Origin of the sequence: Exiguobacterium sp. s127, assembly GCF_018618695.1 — a bacterium.
Lineage (GTDB): Bacteria > Bacillota > Bacilli > Exiguobacteriales > Exiguobacteriaceae > Exiguobacterium_A > Exiguobacterium_A oxidotolerans.
The window spans coordinates 29,432-47,431 of record NZ_JACSMO010000015.1 but is presented as its reverse complement, the minus strand read 5'-3'; the positions used below and the strand labels follow the sequence as shown (position 1 = coordinate 47,431).

Annotated in this window: 15 protein-coding genes; 5 read left to right on the top strand and 10 right to left on the bottom strand. The window is 45.8% G+C overall.

Features of this window, described 5'->3' with window-relative positions:
- Positions 1–217: 217 nt before the first annotated feature.
- The 4 genes from KNP98_RS14860 to KNP98_RS14845 form a co-directional block, all read right to left on the bottom strand.
- Positions 218–775, bottom strand: a complete 558-nt coding sequence (locus KNP98_RS14860; protein WP_214812173.1) for a YcxB family protein — start codon at positions 773–775, stop codon at positions 218–220.
- 114 nt (positions 776–889) lie between these two features.
- The gene (locus KNP98_RS14855; RefSeq protein ID WP_214812170.1) at positions 890–1,360 is read right to left on the bottom strand and encodes an SDR family NAD(P)-dependent oxidoreductase; all 471 of its coding nucleotides are present in this window, start codon (positions 1,358–1,360) and stop codon (positions 890–892) included.
- 146 nt (positions 1,361–1,506) lie between these two features.
- On the bottom strand, positions 1,507–2,874 hold the full coding sequence (locus tag KNP98_RS14850; RefSeq protein WP_214812167.1) for a phenylacetate--CoA ligase family protein: 1,368 nt from the start codon (positions 2,872–2,874) through the stop codon (positions 1,507–1,509).
- Between the two features lie 237 nt (positions 2,875–3,111).
- Entirely contained in the window at positions 3,112–3,492 is a 381-nt protein-coding gene (locus KNP98_RS14845; RefSeq protein ID WP_029330360.1) for a hypothetical protein, read from the bottom strand.
- Positions 3,493–3,677: 185 nt separating this feature from the next.
- On the opposite strand from KNP98_RS14845, the gene KNP98_RS14840 reads away from it, so the two are divergent.
- Together KNP98_RS14840 and KNP98_RS14835 are read left to right on the top strand one after the other, a co-directional pair.
- Complete coding sequence (locus tag KNP98_RS14840) at positions 3,678–5,132, top strand: NAD(P)H-binding protein (RefSeq protein ID WP_214812164.1); 1,455 nt, start codon at positions 3,678–3,680, stop codon at positions 5,130–5,132.
- Between the two features lie 130 nt (positions 5,133–5,262).
- Positions 5,263–8,856 carry a dynamin family protein gene (locus tag KNP98_RS14835; RefSeq protein WP_214812161.1) on the top strand — a complete coding sequence of 1,198 codons (3,594 nt, stop codon included), beginning with the start codon at positions 5,263–5,265 and terminating at the stop codon, positions 8,854–8,856.
- 150 nt (positions 8,857–9,006) lie between these two features.
- Here the strand turns inward: KNP98_RS14835 and corA are convergent, their stop codons facing one another.
- Both corA and KNP98_RS14825 read right to left on the bottom strand, forming a co-directional pair.
- Positions 9,007–9,963 (bottom strand): magnesium/cobalt transporter CorA, encoded by a 957-nt coding sequence (corA, locus tag KNP98_RS14830; protein ID WP_214812159.1) that lies wholly within the window; start codon positions 9,961–9,963, stop codon positions 9,007–9,009.
- Between the two features lie 110 nt (positions 9,964–10,073).
- Complete coding sequence (locus KNP98_RS14825) at positions 10,074–10,622, bottom strand: hypothetical protein (protein ID WP_088837224.1); 549 nt, start codon at positions 10,620–10,622, stop codon at positions 10,074–10,076.
- Between the two features lie 272 nt (positions 10,623–10,894).
- Between KNP98_RS14825 and KNP98_RS14820 the strand changes: the two genes are divergently transcribed.
- Together KNP98_RS14820 and KNP98_RS14815 are read left to right on the top strand one after the other, a co-directional pair.
- Positions 10,895–12,004 (top strand): NAD(P)/FAD-dependent oxidoreductase, encoded by a 1,110-nt coding sequence (locus KNP98_RS14820; RefSeq protein WP_214804485.1) that lies wholly within the window; start codon positions 10,895–10,897, stop codon positions 12,002–12,004.
- Positions 12,005–12,029: 25 nt separating this feature from the next.
- Positions 12,030–12,368 carry a hypothetical protein gene (locus KNP98_RS14815; RefSeq protein ID WP_088837226.1) on the top strand — a complete coding sequence of 113 codons (339 nt, stop codon included), beginning with the start codon at positions 12,030–12,032 and terminating at the stop codon, positions 12,366–12,368.
- 182 nt (positions 12,369–12,550) lie between these two features.
- On the opposite strand, the gene egtD is transcribed toward KNP98_RS14815, so the two are convergent.
- The 4 genes from egtD to KNP98_RS14795 all read right to left on the bottom strand — a co-directional run bounded on the left by egtD (position 12,551) and on the right by KNP98_RS14795 (position 17,358).
- Complete coding sequence (gene egtD, locus KNP98_RS14810) at positions 12,551–13,513, bottom strand: L-histidine N(alpha)-methyltransferase (RefSeq protein WP_088837227.1); 963 nt, start codon at positions 13,511–13,513, stop codon at positions 12,551–12,553.
- A 1-nt stretch (position 13,514) separates the two neighbouring features.
- Positions 13,515–14,783: an ergothioneine biosynthesis protein EgtB gene (gene egtB, locus KNP98_RS14805; RefSeq protein WP_214765052.1), complete on the bottom strand. Its 1,269-nt coding sequence runs from the start codon at positions 14,781–14,783 to the stop codon at positions 13,515–13,517.
- 131 nt (positions 14,784–14,914) lie between these two features.
- Positions 14,915–15,898, bottom strand: a complete 984-nt coding sequence (guaC, locus tag KNP98_RS14800) for a GMP reductase (protein ID WP_088837229.1) — start codon at positions 15,896–15,898, stop codon at positions 14,915–14,917.
- A gap of 920 nt (positions 15,899–16,818) precedes the next feature.
- On the bottom strand, positions 16,819–17,358 hold the full coding sequence (locus KNP98_RS14795; protein ID WP_214765056.1) for a GNAT family N-acetyltransferase: 540 nt from the start codon (positions 17,356–17,358) through the stop codon (positions 16,819–16,821).
- Between the two features lie 156 nt (positions 17,359–17,514).
- On the opposite strand from KNP98_RS14795, the gene KNP98_RS14790 reads away from it, so the two are divergent.
- Positions 17,515–17,769 (top strand): RNA polymerase sigma factor, encoded by a 255-nt coding sequence (locus KNP98_RS14790; RefSeq protein WP_088837231.1) that lies wholly within the window; start codon positions 17,515–17,517, stop codon positions 17,767–17,769.
- Positions 17,770–18,000: the final 231 nt, after the last annotated feature.

Below are 18,000 nucleotides of genomic sequence, written 5' to 3'. Positions count from 1 at the left end.
CTCCGGCACAATACCGAAGCCATCTCATAGCAGCTTAAACAATAAAGGTGCTTTTATTAAATTGTCCAAACTATAGGGCGCAGTTCAAATTTTGCCACCATACAACTTTCAATCTCACACATGAACTTGCAAGATTTCTTCTCTTTTTAAGATTGAATTACAATTGAACTATATTAGATTCTATATCCTTCTGGTTTGGAACAAATCTATCTCTTACTTATAGAGAAATATTTAAGTGATTTCGTATGAGCTGTTTGAACTCATTTTGCTCTGTCAAACTTAATACACGTATGTTCTTTGGGATAATTAATGCTTCAGATTTTTGATAATACAGATAGATATGATTTTCATCTTCATTTACTTTTTCAATCGATTCCCAAGCAAGTTTAAGTGTTCGATTCAATTTCCCATCGTCAGAATTCCAATCAATACCCGCTTCATGAAGATTCAACGTCACATTTCTCGGCCAACTACTATTTTTTTTCAAGAAGTACCTGCCTTGTTTCATAGCGATTGGCAGATACATTTTTTTCAAAAGAGGCCTCAGTAGAATAGCGAACAAAATCCCTACTGCTACAGCAATGGAGCAGAAAATTGCAAAGGGGATCGTTCTAGGTAAGAAATACAAGATCGATGTAAACCCGTAGAAGAATGCTAAAATCTCCGTATAGATCAACAAAAATTTGCGTCTTTTTTTATGATACTTTGTGTTTTCAATCAGGTCTTTCTGTAAAGACATTAAATCCTCGAACGTTAATTGATATTTTATAATCAATTACATTGCTCCTTTCTACAGTCTGGAAGCTCTCGCTTGAACTTCTTCTAAAAAACCTGCTGAATATAAATTTTTCTAGTATTGATCCATACTCTAGTAAAGTAATTTTTTGAATTATAAATTCCAACTAACTCCCGTTTCCTTTTCCGAGACTTCCCATATTCTTTTTGATACTTTCTTATCTAAGGTGTGAGCTTTAATACCACAGTTGCCAACAGGACCTACCCAGTTGGCTCTTCCTGTAGGACCATAAAATCCACTCTCATCTAGATTGCCCTCTGTTGAACACATGAGTTCAGGGTATGCACCTTTTTCTGCTGATTGAACCATAGGTGACAATTTCATTAAACCAAATACGAATACGATTCTCAAACCTAAGCTGCCGCTTGTTGTTATTAATGACGTAGAAGACGAACCGGGATGACAGGCATATGCCTTAACATTGGTTTTACCTGCTTTTTTCAGGCGGTCTTGCAATTCATAGATACTCATAATTTGCGCCAGTTTACTTTGACTATACACATTATTTCCTTGATAACCCTTATCCCAATTCATGTCATCAAATTTGATAGTTTTAATCCCCACATCGTACCCCATACTCCCTACAGTCACTATTCGACCATTAGATTTTACACGAGGTCGTCATGAGCTTTTTTTGTTTTCTCCTAGGTGTTGCACTTAATATTACAATTCGTCACAAAAAAGACTAGCTCTGATTTCGGCTAGTCCAATCAATTGGCTCGTTCGTTCTCTGGAATCAATTGTTTAATCAACAACGTCTTCCCACTGATTTCTTTCGGAATTTCCGGGACCGCTTTTAAGAGGACATCCATTTGTCCACCGAACAAACGCTCTAACACGAAGTATAACTCCTTTTCATGCTCTTGTTTAAACCAACGTTCGTCCGGTACGTACAACATCACAACTTCATCCGCTTCTTCTTGGATGTACTGGACTCGTTCGATACAATTCGGGAACCGCCGCACGATTCCAGCGAGTTCCCCTTCAAAGATTCGATGCCCATTTTTCAACTGGATATAACTTCGTCCGCGTCCGTCAATCGATGCGATGATCGGACCACCATGCCCACATGGACACGTCTCGTGACTAAGCGTCATCCGGTCACCAATCCGGTAACGGACAAGGGGCGTACCATGTGTATCAAAACTCGTCACGAGAATTTGACCGTCTGCTTCGACTTCGATGATACCCATCTCATAATGGAGATGTTTTTTACCGTAGCGGCATTCGGCGACAATCGGTGCCCCTTCCGACGAGGCGTACTGATCAAAGATCGGTGCATGAAATACTTCCTCGATTAAAGCACGTTCGTCCCGTGTCAACATTTCAGCCGTCGGAAAAATCGCCTTCGGACGGAATGTACAGTCGACAGCATGTTTTTTGGCGTATCGTGCAACTTCAATCATTCCCGACGGTAAACCATCAATCGACACTGGATTAAATCGGTTCAATTGTTCGATGTAAGCGGGAATTGTCAACGGGTTAATATTCTTAATTGAAAAAAGCATTTGATTGATCGCCTTATTCATCCGCCAATAGACGAGTGACTTTTGTTGTTCTGCCGCTAATGTCTGTCCCGTAAAACTCGCCCGGCGCATTCCCTGTTCAATTCCATGCGTCCATTTGAAATAGTCGAGGTGCGCCATGCGGATTTGCATGTCCTCTCTCGTATAATGGACTTGGATCGATTTCCCGGTCGTCCCGCCCGTCTTTCCAAGAATCGGCGCATGAATCCGCGCATGGACGTCGGCATTCCTTGTCCGTAGCGTCTCCTTATCGAGCAAGGGAATTTGTTTTAACTCTGACAACTGCGCAAGCGGAAGCTCAATCCGCTTCTTATCGAACAACTCTTTGTAGTACGGGCTATAGGCCTGACAAAACAGTAAAAACTGATTCAGGCGGGATAATTGCTCCTGCTCGGGATCAATCGATTGCCGTTCTTTCCGCTTCAATTCTTCTAACCGATTACGGTAGGCGGACCCGTAACGTTCCTGGTACAAGACCCGTCCGTAAAGCGTCGTTAGGATATTCTGAATGAAAATCGGTGAATGGAAATAAATCGATTCTTTGAGTTGCATATGTTCACTCCCCTTCCTCATCATTCGACGCGCGACCTGTCAGCAGTCGCCACACCTTCCCTGTTACTTACATCTTATTTCCAGTCCTGCCGCTAGACAACCAAATCTTAAGGCATAAGCTTAGCTTTTATTTAGATGCTGTTTTACATTAATAACTTCAGTTCACAAATGTAAGTTAACGGTCCTTGAAATGACAAAAAAAGATAACCGAAGTCCATCTGACAACGGCTACCTTCTTTAGTGTACTTGCATGTTTTGATTTCCGAATGACCGGATTTGGATGGCTCCGAGGACGAGCTCTAACTCCGTTTCATCTAACTGATCGATGATTTCCATAATCGTCAACGTCGTCCTGCCGTTATACAACTGAACGAGTAATTGACGTTCGACATCGACGGTTAAATCTTCGACAGGTTCCGCTAATAATTCTTGGTAAAAAAATTCACCCGTCTCCGGAAAAAAATAGTCACTGAACAATTGCATAAGCGCTAGATTACCCGTCGCTAAAAATAAGATTGATTGAAAAGAATACTTTTTACGGTTTCGTGCATTCAATCGCTTCAATATCATTTGGTAACGTGTATGATGACGTTCGTCCAAAAAACAGACAGCATTCATATCCGTCTCCCTCCCCTAAAAAATGATACTGTCCATCCCTCCAAAACAGTGCGCAAATCTTCTTTATTTGTTTTCCCTGTTTTAAAAAGATGAAGCATTTGTTTTTAACTATAACATTCGTTTGATTAAATCGCAGGTCGTTTGGGTAAATCTTTGTAGTAAGCAGCTAATGAGGAGGAATTGACATGACGCAACCACGTAAACGCCTAGCACTTGCCGGTGCGACAGGCTATATCGGACATAACCTATTAAATGAATTGAAGAAAAAGTACGACGTCATTGCCTTGTCTCGCAATGGTGACGACAAGGAAGATGAAGCGAATGTCGAATGGCGTTCGTGTGACCTTTTTTCGTTAGCGGATACGACAGCAGGATTAAAAGGAGCAGACATCGCCATCTACCTCGTCCACTCGATGATGCCGTCAGCAAAGTTGACGCAAGGCTCATTTGAAGACATGGACTTGATTTTAGCCGACAATTACGCACGCGCTGCAAAAGCAAACGGCATCCAGCAGATTGTTTACTTAAGTGGCATCATTCCGGACGAGACGGAAAATTTATCACGTCATCTTAAAAGTCGCCTTGAGGTCGAGCGCGTCCTCGGTGCATACGGTACACCGGTCACGACGATTCGCGCTGCGCTCATCGTCGGTCCGAAAGGGTCTTCGTTCCCGATTCTGTCAAAACTCGTCAAACGACTTCCCGTCATGCTTCTCCCGCGCTGGACGCGTAACAAAACACATCCCGTCGCGCTACCGGACGTCATTCATGCGCTCGGATCTAGCGTCGACCGCGAGGACCTCAAGGATCGTGCCATCGATATCGGCGGTCCGGAAGCGATGACGTACAAGGAAATGATTTTGAAGACGGCGGAAGTAATGGACAAAAAACAACCGACCTTCGACTTACCGTTGATGACCGTCAAATTGTCGCGGCTTTGGGTGACACTCATCTCTGGAGAACCGAAAGAAACCGTTTATCCGCTCGTCGAAAGTATGGTCCATGAGATGGTGGCGGATCCCGACAAGATGGCCGAGGGCATCAGTGACGGAAAAATTTCATTCGAGCAATCCGTACGGATGGCGATGGAAGAAGAAGAAGAAGAAGAGTCGAAATCAAAAAAATCAGGAAGCTCTTCATCGCACCAGAAATCACAAACGCTTGATGTCCGGTCCGTCCAACGTGTCCGTCTTCCAGACGACCGGAACGCGAACTGGGCTGCCGACAATTATGTCGATTGGTTATCGACGTTCGCGAAACCTTTTCTTACATCGAAGACAGCGGAAGAAACAGTCGTTCGGATTCATGTTCCGTTGCTTGACGCCCCGTTGCTTGAACTGACGAAAGAACCATTCGAAGACGATCAACAGGCAACGTACCGAATTACGGGCGGCTTGTTTGCTCAAGTTAAAGAAGATAGCAATGGACGCATCGAGTTCCGGCAAATCCCGGGTTCGCAAGAGTGTATCATCGCGATTCATGAATATGTTCCCGCATTACCATGGTTGCTCTATAAAACGACCCAGGCGAATGTCCATCTCATCGTCATGTATCTCTTTAAACTGCACCTGCTACGCTTGATGCAGACGACAGAAGAACAGCCCGACGAATCAGACATGATCGTTCCGGAACCGAACTGAATCAGCACTGTTTTTAGAGGCTTCTCACGATTCGTGAGCGCCTCTTTTTTCGTGTGCAACCGTAAGATGACGAAAGCAAAATAAACATGATACACTTACAATTGACTGTAAGAAAGGGGTTACAATTTGCATGCGCTCATTTGAAGAACGATTGACGAACCACCTGGAAGCGACGGCGCTTCTCGCGACACTGATTCAACCTTCACGCGATCAGCTCCGACTCGATAAATTAGATACATTTTCAAAGAAGTTATTACGACGCGACTATACGATTGCCTTCGCCGGTCATTTTTCTGCCGGTAAATCCAGTATGATCAATGCCTTGACGGGCGAATCCATTCTCCCGACGAGTCCCATTCCGACGAGTGCAAATATCGTCACGCTTCGTCAAGGCGAGACCGACGAAGCGATTGTTTCCTTCCATGATCGAAAAGCAGTCCGTCTAGCCTCGGAAGATGATTTGCAACACTTACGCCATTTCGGCCGTGACGGCACCGTCCAACAAATCGACATCACCCATGCGACATCCACTTTACCACCTGGTCTCGTCCTGATGGATACGCCAGGCGTCGACTCCGTTGATGACGCCCACCGGATTTCGACTGAATCGGCGTTACATGTCGCCGACTTAATCTTTTATGTCATGGACTATAACCATGTCCAATCTGAACTGAACTTCAGCGTCACAAAAGACTTGCTCGCTTCTGTTCCTGAACTCTATTTAATCGTCAATCAAATCGACAAACACCAAACATCCGAGCTGTCATTCGATGCCTTTAAACGATCCGTCGAAAAATCGTTTACTGAACATGGTGTTCAGCCGAAAGGCATTTTCTTCACGAGCCTGCGTGAGCCGGAATTCGCGGGGAACGACTTTTCTGCCGTCAAGCGATTGGTCGACCAAAGCATTCGTGACGCCCAGCCGAAATTGATCGAATCCGCTCAAACGACGCTCGAGGTCTTACACCAGGAACACATCAACTATTTAGAAGACATGATTGAAGAAGCATCTGACGCGATGCGGGATACGGTCTCGGCGACCGAACGCGCAGAAGCGGAGCGTGTGTTTGACCGGCATGCACAAGTCAAACATCAATTGACCCTGTTTGCTCCTGAACAATGGAGCAGCCGTTTTTCGGCACACCGGGAAAGTTTACTTCGCAATGCGACGCTGATGCCGTTTGAATTGCGCGAAAAGATGAAAACGTTCCTCGAATCTCGGCAACCTGCATTCAAGGTCGGATTGTTCCGGAGCGCTAAAAAAACACAGGCGACGCAACAAGTCATCGCTGACGATGTCCTGCGCGCACTCCAGTCTGTCACTGCTTCTGAAATTGCGCTTCACCTTCGAAAACTTATGAAACAATCGTTAGCGGAAATTGATTTGCTGTCTGACCAGCACTCGTTACGAATCGATCAACTCCCACTTGATCCACCATTAGCCGTCATTGAGGAAGCACTTCAAGACGGCATCACGATTACCGGGGAATCGGTCTTGCAATTCACGAATCGGGTCGTTGCATCGGTCAGTGCTTGGTACGTCAAGGAAACGAACCATTGGCGAGAAGCGGTCCGCCAGGATTTGACGCATGAAAACATCCCTGCGAAAGCGACGCTTCAAGCTGAATTTGAAACGCTCGAACAAAAATGTGACGTGATGACAACGTTCAAGAATGCGGAACAGGTGTTAATAAGCTACCTCGAACGAGCGAACGAACCGACCACTGACGATATGACAGCGGCACGTGAGCAACTAGAACAGTGGCGTACGCAGCTTACGCAGGCGACGCTCGACATTGAGACGTTTACAGGGATCAATCCAGTCGTGACACAAGAGATGGAGACTACGCATGAAGAAACGCTTCAAGCTGTCCCATCCCGTTATACATTAGAAGAGATGCAGCAAATCCAGACCATTCTCTCCGGTGTTCGCGGGTTCGAGGACGCTACGAAGTATTTGCAACAAAAGCTTGCGCGCGTGACGACAAGCGACTTTACGATTGCCTTATTCGGTGCTTTCAGCGCCGGCAAATCTTCGTTTTGTAATGCTTTGCTCGGTCATCGTGTCCTACCGGTCTCACCGAACCCGACGACGGCATCCATCAATCGGATTAAACCGGTCACGGCGACGCATGTCCACGGGACCGCAACGATCCGGTTTAAATCGGAGACTGACCTTCTCAACGACTTGAACGAAGCCCTGCAAACGTTTGACGCAACGATGCCGTCAGTCACTGCCGTCGTCACATGGTTGCGCGAACGGACGACAAGCGACTTGAACGATGCCTCTTTCTTACGCGCGTTCCTAAAAGGATATCCGACGGTCGAACCTTTCATCGGTACAGAACAGACAGTCGTTCAATCGGCATTCGAGGAGTATGTCGCACAGGAACACCTCAGTTGTTTCGTCGATGTAATCGACCTGTATTTCGACAGCCCGTTGACACGTCTCGGAATCACGCTCGTCGATACACCGGGTGCCGATTCCATCAATGCCCGGCATACGGACGTCGCATTTGAATACATTAAAAATGCGGATGCGATTCTGTTCGTCACCTACTACAATCACGCCTTCGCCCGAGCCGATCGTGAATTTTTGATTCAACTCGGCCGGGTTAAGGATGCATTCGAGCTCGACAAAATGTTTTTCGTCGTCAATGCGATTGATCTCGCAACTTCGACAGCGGAACAGCAAGATGTCCTACACTATGTCGGCACGGAACTAAAACGGTTCGGCATCCGTGCACCACGCCTGTTCGGCGTCTCGAGCCTCAACGCCCTTGCCGAGAAACAACAAGGGATTGATGAACAATCCGGCATCGATTCGTTCGAACAAGCCTTCCATCGCTTCTTGAACCATGATTTGAAAGGGCTCGCGCTTCAATCCTTGACGGAAGAGACGGACAAGACAATTTACCGCCTTAATCAATTGATTGATCAGACAGAACGGAACATCGCCAGAAAAGATGCCCGATTGACGGAACTCGATGCGCTCGAACAAGAGATCACGGCACACTTCTCGAACGGTCGGGTCGAACTCGTTCACCATGAGCTATTTGCTGAGATTCATGAATTGTTACATCACGTCAATCAACGCATCTATTACCGCTTCCCAGACTTTTTCAAGGAAGCCTATCATCCGGTCCGGTTTGCGAACGCGACGAAAGCAGTCGCTTTGCAACAAGCACTCATCGAATTACTCGGATTTTTGCGGTATGATTTTGAACAAGAATTACGTGTCACCCATTTCCGGATCGATAGCTGGGTCCAACGTGCCATCGCAAAGCGTCTTGACGAAGAGGCGATGTATGCTGCGAAACTGAACCCGTCGTTCCAACTATCACCACTCGATCCGCCAACGCTACCTCCAATGACGTTCAGCGGTCCGTTCCAAGATGACACGAAATACCGTTCCGTCAAAAGCTACTTCCGGAACGCAAAGGCTTTCTTCGAACGGAACGAGAAGGAGCACTTAAAAGACGCGCTGGTCGCGTTGACGAAACCGGATGCCGTTAGTTATCTCGAAGGCGAAGAGTCGCGCCTTCGTCATCTAACGGAGCAACATCTCGACGAGGTCTTCGCGACACTCTATGCCGAATGGACAGAGACATTATTGAGCCAAATTGAGACGGAACGTTCGACTTTGACGGATGCGCATCCACTGGACTCATTCAAGGGTGCCCAAGCGAAACTGCATGACGTATTTGAGCAGTCGGTTCACTAAAACAGTGGGCTGACGCTTTAAGATTTGTTCAGGTATCTGTCATGAATGAGAAGACTATACAATGGAAAACGCCGCTGTCCCCGTGTGTAAAACGGAAACATCGGCGTTTTTTTGTATGACCGGCGGGAAAGGAACAACGATTTCTCACGCCTACTCTTCAAACCAGTGATTTCGGATAAAATAAACCGTCATCCCGATTGCGACGAGCACCATCACGCCAAGCGTAATGAAGTAACCATAGCGGACCGTCAGCTCGGGCATATATTGAAAGTTCATCCCGTAGATGCCGGCGATGAACGTCAACGGCATGAAAATCGTCGTAAAGATCGTCAACGTTTTCATGATGTTATTCATGCGGTAGGAGTTCAAAGATATGAAGTTTTCCCGGAATTCCGACGTCATCGCCCGATTGTATTCAATCATGTCGTTTAACTTCAGCAAATGGTCGTAGATGTCACGGAAAAATGCTTGTTTGTTCGGATGAATCGCCAGTCGTTTCGATTCGATGACCCGATACAGTAAATCCCGCATCGGTAAGACCGTCCGTGCGAGTTCAAGCAAGTCTGAGCGGATGTCAAAGATATCTTCCATGATTTGTTTGTCATTGCCTGCTTGTTCATATCGACTTTCGAGTGAAAAAATGCGGTCTTCCAGATTATGGACGATCGGGAAATACCCGTCGACGATTTTATCCATGATTTTATGGACAACTTCGACCGTTAGATGTTCTTCATGCCCTGTCAATTTTTGAAATGCCCGAAACACGAAGTCCACTTCCCGTGACGCCTGCTCATGATACGAAATGACGTATTGTTCACTCGCAAATAGATTGATTTCTTTCCCTTTTAACGAAGGTTCTTCAACCGCATGCATTACAAAAAAGCTGTATTCGTCATAATATTCGAGTTTCGGTCGCTGTAAATATTGAAAACAATCTTCAATCGCGAGCGGATGAAAGGTAAACGAGGAGACGAGTAGCTGTTTCTCCTGTTCTGTCGGTTGGTCGAAATCAACGAAATACCACTTAATGTCCGACCGCGTTAAGCGATCGAGATTCGTATCGACGAAAACATGATTGTCCTGTGTGACAATGAGGGCACGAATCACCAATGAACACCTTCCTTGCTATTTTCTCACTTTAGTATGGCAAAACCGACCTTAAATAGCCATCATCAAAAAAAGGACTTGCGCCAATTAGCAACACAGTCCTTAATCGTTCACCCGCGTTCAAAATAAAAGCCACTCCAATAGACTTGGCGATATGTGAATTCTTTCCCACTTTTCGTTGTCACGAGCATCTCATCTTCCGAGACGACAGCAATCTTGATCGGCGTTTCACCATGATCCGTCAAGTAATTGAGTATTTCAAGATGGCGGTTCAACCACATACGGCGCCGAAACCAACGAAAACGGCTAAATGCGGCGCTAAAATGGAGAATCGAAAATAACATGATGATCATTCCGAATGGAAGCGGAATTTGGAAGAGCGCGATGATATAAAGATCGGCGATGATGAGGAAAACAGACAGCCCCATCTCCGTCATCTCCATGAAGGAAGCTTTATACGTCGCGTAATATGTCATGACCCGGAACAAAATGATCACGGTCAAGTACGGTACGAAATAAAGTTGGAATACATTGTCGGAGCCACTATTCATGAACATCAATAAGGGTAAGAAGAAGAGCAACTTCCAGATCAGGATGGCGGAATAAAACAAAGTGTGGTCCGTGTAGCGTTTGCGTACGATGGTTTGACTAATGTTCATTGCCTTCCCCTCCTTCAAAAGTGACTGAGTGCTAAGCCATTGATGTCGGGACGTGATGCCTATAAGGGTATCTTTCCTGATTGGACGGTTTCTAATCGTCTATTTTGCAATTATACGCGTCCGTATGTAAAGTATACGAAATATTCCGAAAAAAAGATTCGATTTCCCATCATTCCCCACACTTCAATGACACATTTGAATTTAGATTTGTCGCTTTGCCCTTTTTTCTTTAGACTAAAGAAAGACCGTCATTAGAAAAGAGTTGAATTGACATGTACACACACATCATCGTCGGCGCCGGTATTCTCGGTGCATCGACAGCCTATCACCTATCAAAACAAGGGGCGACCGTGCTTTTGATTGACCGAAAAGAGAGCGGACGCGCAACCGATGCAGCAGCCGGCATCATCTGCCCCTGGATGACACAACGTCGCAATAAAGCCTGGTACCGCTTAGCAAATAATGGCGCTCACTATTACGATACGTTAATCGAAGAACTGGAAGCGCTTGGCGAAACCGCGACCGGGTACCGAAAAGTGGGCACGATCGCGCTACATGAATCATCAAAAATCGAGAAGATGAATACGATTGCTGAAAATCGATTCCCGGAAGCCCCAGGCATCGGACGCATCGAACGACTCGACGCTTCTCAGGTCAAATCTCTATTTCCATTGATCGATACTGTCGAAGACGCGTTGTTCGTCTCCGGCGGGGCTCGCGTCGATGGTCGTGCCTTGCGTGGCGCACTCGAGCGGGCGGCAATCCATTACGGGGCGACCGTTATTGATGCGGATGCTGAATTACTCATCGAAACAGGACAAGTGAAAGGTATTTCAATCGATGGACAACCGCATTACGCGAAGCACGTGATTTTGACGGCTGGGGTCTGGATCAATGAATTGTTACGTCCGCTCAAGCTCGAACTCGATATCCGGACGGAAAAAGGACAAATCCTTCATCTTGATTTAGAGGAAATGAAAACGAAACATTGGCCCGTCATCATGGGGCAACGTGGACTCTATCTCGTGTCGACGGAAGATGGTCGCCTTGCTTTAGGTTCGACCCATGAAAAACAACTTGATTACAACTTACAACCGACCGTCAAAGGGATGCATGCGCTCTTAACGCGTGCCCTCCCTGTCGCACCACGACTCGAAGAAACGAACATCTATGAAATGCGGGTTGGTCTACGTCCCTACACGAGTAATTCGTTACCGGTCATCGCCTCACTCGATGCTCACCCGAACGTTTTCATCGCGAACGGCCTCGGTGCATCCGGATTGACGATCGGCCCTTATCTCGGACGCGAGCTCGCAGAACTGGCGTTAAATCAACCGATCGAGATTCCGTTAAGTGATTACGTTCCGACTTATCACAACTAATTTGTTTGACGATAGGAGATGACCCATGGATCCGATTAAACCATTTGTACCCGTCGAAACCTTTACCGCGTTAGATATTCGTGTCGGGACGATTCGTTCTCTCATCCGTGACGAGAATGAAACACACCTTCTCAACGTGACGGTCGACTTCGATGGACACGATCACTCTTTTTTACTCGACTGGGTCGAAACCCGGTTCGACTATGAAGAAATTTTAGGGAAACAAGCCATCGCGATCCTGAACGTCGAGGGCGTACGCGCCGGTTTCACAGGTCGTATCCTTGAACTCGGTCCGCTCGATCAACTGATGCCCGTCCTCGTATGTCCGGAACATCCAATTCCGGACGGAAGTCGCGTCAGCTGAGACTTCGCCTGATAGTTCTGCATGCCGCGTCTTTTCGGTTAAACAGTTTCAAGCGGAAAATCCAATGCAACTTTATCTACACGCAAATAGAAGGGATCGCCCATCAACTTTAAGATGGCAATCCCTTCTATTTTATCGTCAGTTAGCGGTGTGCCAGCCTTTCTTCCATCGTCATGATCGCGTTAGCCGTTCGTCTTCTCAAGGTAATGGACGCTGAAGTGATGATTGGCGTCCGTCCAGTAAGTGACGGCCCGAAAGCCACTTTTACCTGCCAACTGCTGAAATTCTTCGATGCTATATTTGTAAGAATTTTCTGTATGAATCGTTTCACCTTCCTGGAACGTAAACGGCTGACCGTTGATTTGTACGATCTGGTCAATCCGACTGCGGATGTGCATCTCGATTCGACCTTGCGCCTCATTATAAAATGCTACATGCTCAAACCTTGTTTGATCAAATGTTCCATCTAAGACACGATTGATGTGGGTCAGGATGTTTAAGTTGAACGCTTCCGTGACGCCGGCCATATCGTTATACGCCCGATGAAGAATGTCCGGATTTTTTTTCGTATCGACACCGATTAAAAAGCCGTCTCCCACTTCGAGTAAATGAGATGAATGGCGCAAGAACTCCATCGCCTCCGCCGGATCAAAGTTACCAATCGTCGATCCCGGGAAGAAGATAACTTTTTTCAGTGCGCGGTCGACCGGTAGTGTGATCGGTGTCGAATAGTCGCCACAAACCGCTTTAATCGAGAGATTTGGATAATCTTTAGACAACTCCGCCGCCGACTGTAGTAAATAGTCCTTCGAGATATCGATTGGGACATATTCTTCCAACCCGTGCAGCGAACTGAGCAGACTTTTGATTTTCCGACTACTGCCACTCCCATACTCAATCAATGTATGGACAGGACCAATCTTATCTGCAATCGTCGTTTGGTGCGTCGTCAAAATCTCGAGTTCAGTGCGCGTCGGATAATATTCCGGTTGTTGCGTAATCTGCTCGAACAGTTCCGACCCCGTTTGATCGTAAAAATACTTGGCGTGAAGCGTTTTAGCCGGTTTCGATAAACCAGCTATGACTTCTTCTAACATATTTTGCTGCGTCGTATATAAATCAAAGCTTTTTACCTGCTGACTCATCTTACAGGTCACCTGCCAAACGGAACCCACTGAATTGCCACCGTTTATCCGGCGGGAAGAAATTACGGTACGTCTCACGGATGTGATCGTCCGGCGTCACACACGCGCCACCCCGTAACACCATCTGGTTAGACATGAACTTTGCATTGTATTCACCTAGTGCTCCTTCAAGCGGTCGACTGCCCGGGTATGATGAATAGGCACTGGCCGTCCATTCCCAAACGTCACCAAACATTCCTGTCAATTCGTGCTCGGCCCGTACAACCGATGCCGGATGATACGTTCCTCGTCCCATCATGTTCCCTTGTCTTGCGACCGTTTTTGCCGCATGCTCCCACTCCGCTTCCGTCGGGAGACGTTTTCCTTTCCAGCGACTATAAGCATCCGCCTCATAAAAGCTGACGTGACAAACCGGTTCGTCGAGTGCGAGTGGTTCGACACCACTTAATGTGAAGACAGACCAGTCCCCCGACTCATCCTTCATCCAGTAGAGCGGTGCTTTCCAGCCGAGTTGCTTGATGACTTGGTACCCGTCAGAAAGCCAATATTCAGACGTCTCATAACCCCCAGCTTCGATGAAAGCTAAGTATTCCCCGTTCGTCACGGGCGCAGTTGCCAGTTCAAATGGATTCAACCATACTTTATGGACAGGACTTTCGTTGTCAAACGCAAAGCCGGTCCCATCATGGCCGATTTCAATCAATCCTCCATCGAATGTTTTGTAAGCAGGACTGACATTGGTTTCAGCAGTCGGCACGACCGCTTTATTTTGATAGGCCGGTAACAAGGGATTGACGAACAAGTTAAATTTCATATCCATCAAAATAAGTTCCTGATGTTGCTGTTCATGTTGTAATCCCATCTCAATCAAACCTTCAATTTTCTTTTGACTCGCCGCGTCGCGATCTTGTCTCAAGAACGTATCGATTGCCGCATCGACGTACGAGCGGTAGGCGATGATTTCACTTACAGTCGGCCGCGACAAGACACCTCTTTGATGGCGCGGTTGATACGGACCGATTGAGTTGTAATACGAATTGAACAGATAATTGAACTGTGGATTAAACACTTGATACGCTGCATCGTATTCCTGTAAAATCATCCGTTCGAAAAACCATGTCGTATGCGCGATATGCCATTTAGCCGGACTTACATCAGCACTTGCTTGGATTACGAAATCTTCCGGTTCAAGTGGATCAATCAATTCAATTGTCTTATCACGGACTCGCGTAAACTTTTCGATTAAGTACGTTGTCGTTTCTGTGTTCATATGCTATGCCACCCCTTTTAATGTAATTTTCTGAAAAAATAACCATTTAACTATTACCCTGTTTTTATGGGAAGTATGCAAAAAAAAAGCAGACGTCGTCAAGACCGTCTGCTTTTTCTACTTTTATTGCCTTAAAATACTTTATCCCCATTAAAGATTGAGTTCTTGACGACGACATAGTCGACCGTCCGAATCGCTTGCAGTTTATTTCCTCCGGCGTACGAGATCGACGATTGCAAATCTTGCTCCATCTCCGTCAATGTATCGGCTAAGCTCCCTTTATGCTCAACAAACATCTTTTTCCCCTCGACGTTCTTTTTTTCACCTTTTTGGAACTCTGATGCCGAACCAAAGTATTCTTTGACGCGGACACCATCGACTTCATGCGTTTCACCAGGCGATTCTTCGTGCCCGGCAAACAATGAACCGATCATGACCATCGTCGCACCAAAACGGACGGATTTCGCAATATCACCGTGTGTCCGAATTCCTCCATCCGCGATGATCGGCTTGCTCGCAGCTTTAGCGCACCAGCGAAGTGCTGCCAGTTGCCAACCGCCTGTTCCGAATCCTGTTTTAATCTTCGTGATGCAGACTTTCCCGGGTCCGATTCCGACTTTCGTCGCATCCGCACCTGCATTCTCAAGTTCACGGACAGCTTCCGGCGTTCCGACATTTCCAGCGATGACGAAACTGTTCGGTAAAAATCGTTTAATGTGCTGAATCATTTGAATGACTGCGTCTGAATGACCATGCGCGATGTCAATCGTAATATACTCCGGCACGAGCCCTGCCTGTGCGAGTTCTTCGATGAACACGTATTCTTCGATCTTGACGCCGACACTAATCGACGCGATTAAGTTTTTTGCTTGCATCGTCTCAACGAACGTCCGCCGTTTTTCTGGTTCAAAGCGATGCATAATATAGAAATAACCATTTTCGGCTAAGTACGTCGCAATCGATTCATCGATGATGGTTTGCATGTTCGCCGGGACGACCGGCAGTTTGAATCGTCTTCCACCAAACTCGACCGTCGTATCACACTCAGATCGACTGCCAACGATTGACTTTGCGGGAATCAATTGAATATCTTCATAATCAAATACTACATCCATTTTCAACACTCCAAATAACGAATATTTTTTAAACTATCGTTTATAATCGTTCGTACTTGAACACTATATCGAATGCAGAATGTCATGTCAAAGGATTTAGAGTAATTTGTCATCTAAAAACAAATGTTTTTATCTTATAAATGAGTTATCGTTCGTTTTTTCATTCGATTTTATGTCTTAATCGCTCTAATCAGTCTTTTCACCAGTCAAAATATCTTAATTTTGAATTTCGGATGAAAATCGATGTTAGATCATGCAACGCGAATGAGCGTGTAGACAAACTCTTATGAAGCGTGAACAGGCTATAACGAGAGGCAATCCGTTCGCGCTTCCCTGTCTCGCCTCGTCTTCAAAGCGGCAACTGATCGCGCCGCTACAGCAAAGCTGAAGGGTCGCGACCGATTGCTTTTCACGGTCTAAAGCGATTCGAGACGGATTGCGCTCTAAACTGTCTGCATGACTGGATTTCTGTCACGGTATTGCCTGAAAATCGTCATGTTTCGTTGACTCCTACGGGGCAAAGTACGTTTTTAACGCACTTTCAGAGGCAGGCAAGACCCTGCTCGTCGTCCGCTAGGATCCAAGGAGCAATGGCGCGCCTCGTCCGAGGAAAGCAACGAAAAAAGACGCTGTATCTCCCGATAGCACGTTGTCTACAGTCTAGCGAATGATAGTCGTTCTTCAAAATGAAAGTATGTCCATTCAAGCGATTCACCATTAAAACAGCCAATCAGGCGTGTTAGTCGAATGAATAATCCAGTTTCTTCATATAACGTGCGAATGACTGCATACACAGAGGTTCACCTTATTCGATTGTACCCGCGGATGATCGCGACGACAAAAGACTAAAAAGTAATGGCGTTTTAGTTTTTTGCACCATGCACTATACTACGTCGACATCGACAACAATCATTTTCTCCTCACACTAAAAATTCTTCTTTTAATAGTGCGAACATCGTGAAGTCTTCCCAGTTTCCATTAATATATAGACTTTTCCTAGCAAGTCCCTCTCTTCGAAAGCCTACTTTTTCGAGAACACGGCTCGATCCAATGTTCTCAGGCATCACTTCCGCTCGTAACCGATGAAATGCATACTTGTCAAAGAGCAGTGCAACTGCTTGACTGACCGCTTCAGCCATCAATCCTTGACCATTGTAATTTCGATCAAGTTGATAGCCGATCATACATGTTTCAGCCGGAAACCGTTCAATGAACGAAGCAGATACTTCGCCGATTAATGCATTGTTCTCCTTCAGGAAAACACCAAACGCATAGTAACGATCATCTTGCATCTTTTGTAATGTTTGACGAATCCGTTCTTGGTGGGCTCCAAGTGAATATTGATCTTCTTTCGGCTTAAGTGGCATCCAAAATTCAAAGTGCCCCCGGTTTCGTACGTTCAGTTCCAGCAATTCTAATGCATCTTCTTCTATATAAGGTCTAATAAAAACACGACTCATCCTTAAACAGCTCCTTTTTAAGTAACACGCCCTATAAATATCTTGAAGTTAAACAGTTTAAACGTTTGATTATTATGTCTTGGGGAAAACAACCTAAGCAGAACAGATGACAATTCAATGACAATCATTTAACGACATGACATTAAGGAGGAGAGCATGAAGACAGACCAAGAACTATTCGAACAAATCGAATTAAAAAATAGTCATGCCCTCGAGTTACTTTACGATCGGTATGAAACTTCTCTTTACCTTCTACTTAGACGCGTGACAACGGATGAAACACGGATTCAACGGACGTTGACACATATTTTTAAAGCCGTTTGGACGGAGCCACGCCGGCATGCTTCCATTCACGGTTATGTCATGGCAGCAATTAAGCACGTCCGACACCCTCATCAGCCTGTCCATTGATTACAAACAGACCTTGCCACTTTTATTCGTTAGGTCGACGCCGAACCCTTTAAAATTTAAGTACATCTGAAGTCATTTCAAGTTTTTTAACAAAAGTTAACGATATTTCTGTTTATTCCTTCCTTTTTTTTCGAAGGCATGCTATATTATTAAGTAATTATTGTTGTTCGGTGGAGATACAAAGTTTACGCTTTAACTCGATGAAATTGATCACGGTAGTAATAATCAGTG

Bases quoted from the DNA above. Each gene is read 5' to 3' on its own strand.
- KNP98_RS14850 (WP_214812167.1), bottom strand. From the start codon at position 2,874: ATGCAACTCAAAGAATCGATTTATTTCCATTCACCGATTTTCATTCAG.
- KNP98_RS14845 (WP_029330360.1), bottom strand. From the start codon at position 3,492: ATGAATGCTGTCTGTTTTTTGGACGAACGTCATCATACACGTTACCAA.
- KNP98_RS14840 (WP_214812164.1), top strand. From the start codon at position 3,678: ATGACGCAACCACGTAAACGCCTAGCACTTGCCGGTGCGACAGGCTAT.
- KNP98_RS14835 (WP_214812161.1), top strand. From the start codon at position 5,263: ATGCGCTCATTTGAAGAACGATTGACGAACCACCTGGAAGCGACGGCG.
- KNP98_RS14825 (WP_088837224.1), bottom strand. From the start codon at position 10,622: ATGAACATTAGTCAAACCATCGTACGCAAACGCTACACGGACCACACT.
- KNP98_RS14820 (WP_214804485.1), top strand. From the start codon at position 10,895: ATGTACACACACATCATCGTCGGCGCCGGTATTCTCGGTGCATCGACA.
- KNP98_RS14815 (WP_088837226.1), top strand. From the start codon at position 12,030: ATGGATCCGATTAAACCATTTGTACCCGTCGAAACCTTTACCGCGTTA.
- egtD (WP_088837227.1), bottom strand. From the start codon at position 13,513: ATGAGTCAGCAGGTAAAAAGCTTTGATTTATATACGACGCAGCAAAAT.
- egtB (WP_214765052.1), bottom strand. From the start codon at position 14,783: ATGAACACAGAAACGACAACGTACTTAATCGAAAAGTTTACGCGAGTC.
- guaC (WP_088837229.1), bottom strand. From the start codon at position 15,898: ATGGATGTAGTATTTGATTATGAAGATATTCAATTGATTCCCGCAAAG.
- KNP98_RS14795 (WP_214765056.1), bottom strand. From the start codon at position 17,358: ATGAGTCGTGTTTTTATTAGACCTTATATAGAAGAAGATGCATTAGAA.
- KNP98_RS14790 (WP_088837231.1), top strand. From the start codon at position 17,515: ATGAAGACAGACCAAGAACTATTCGAACAAATCGAATTAAAAAATAGT.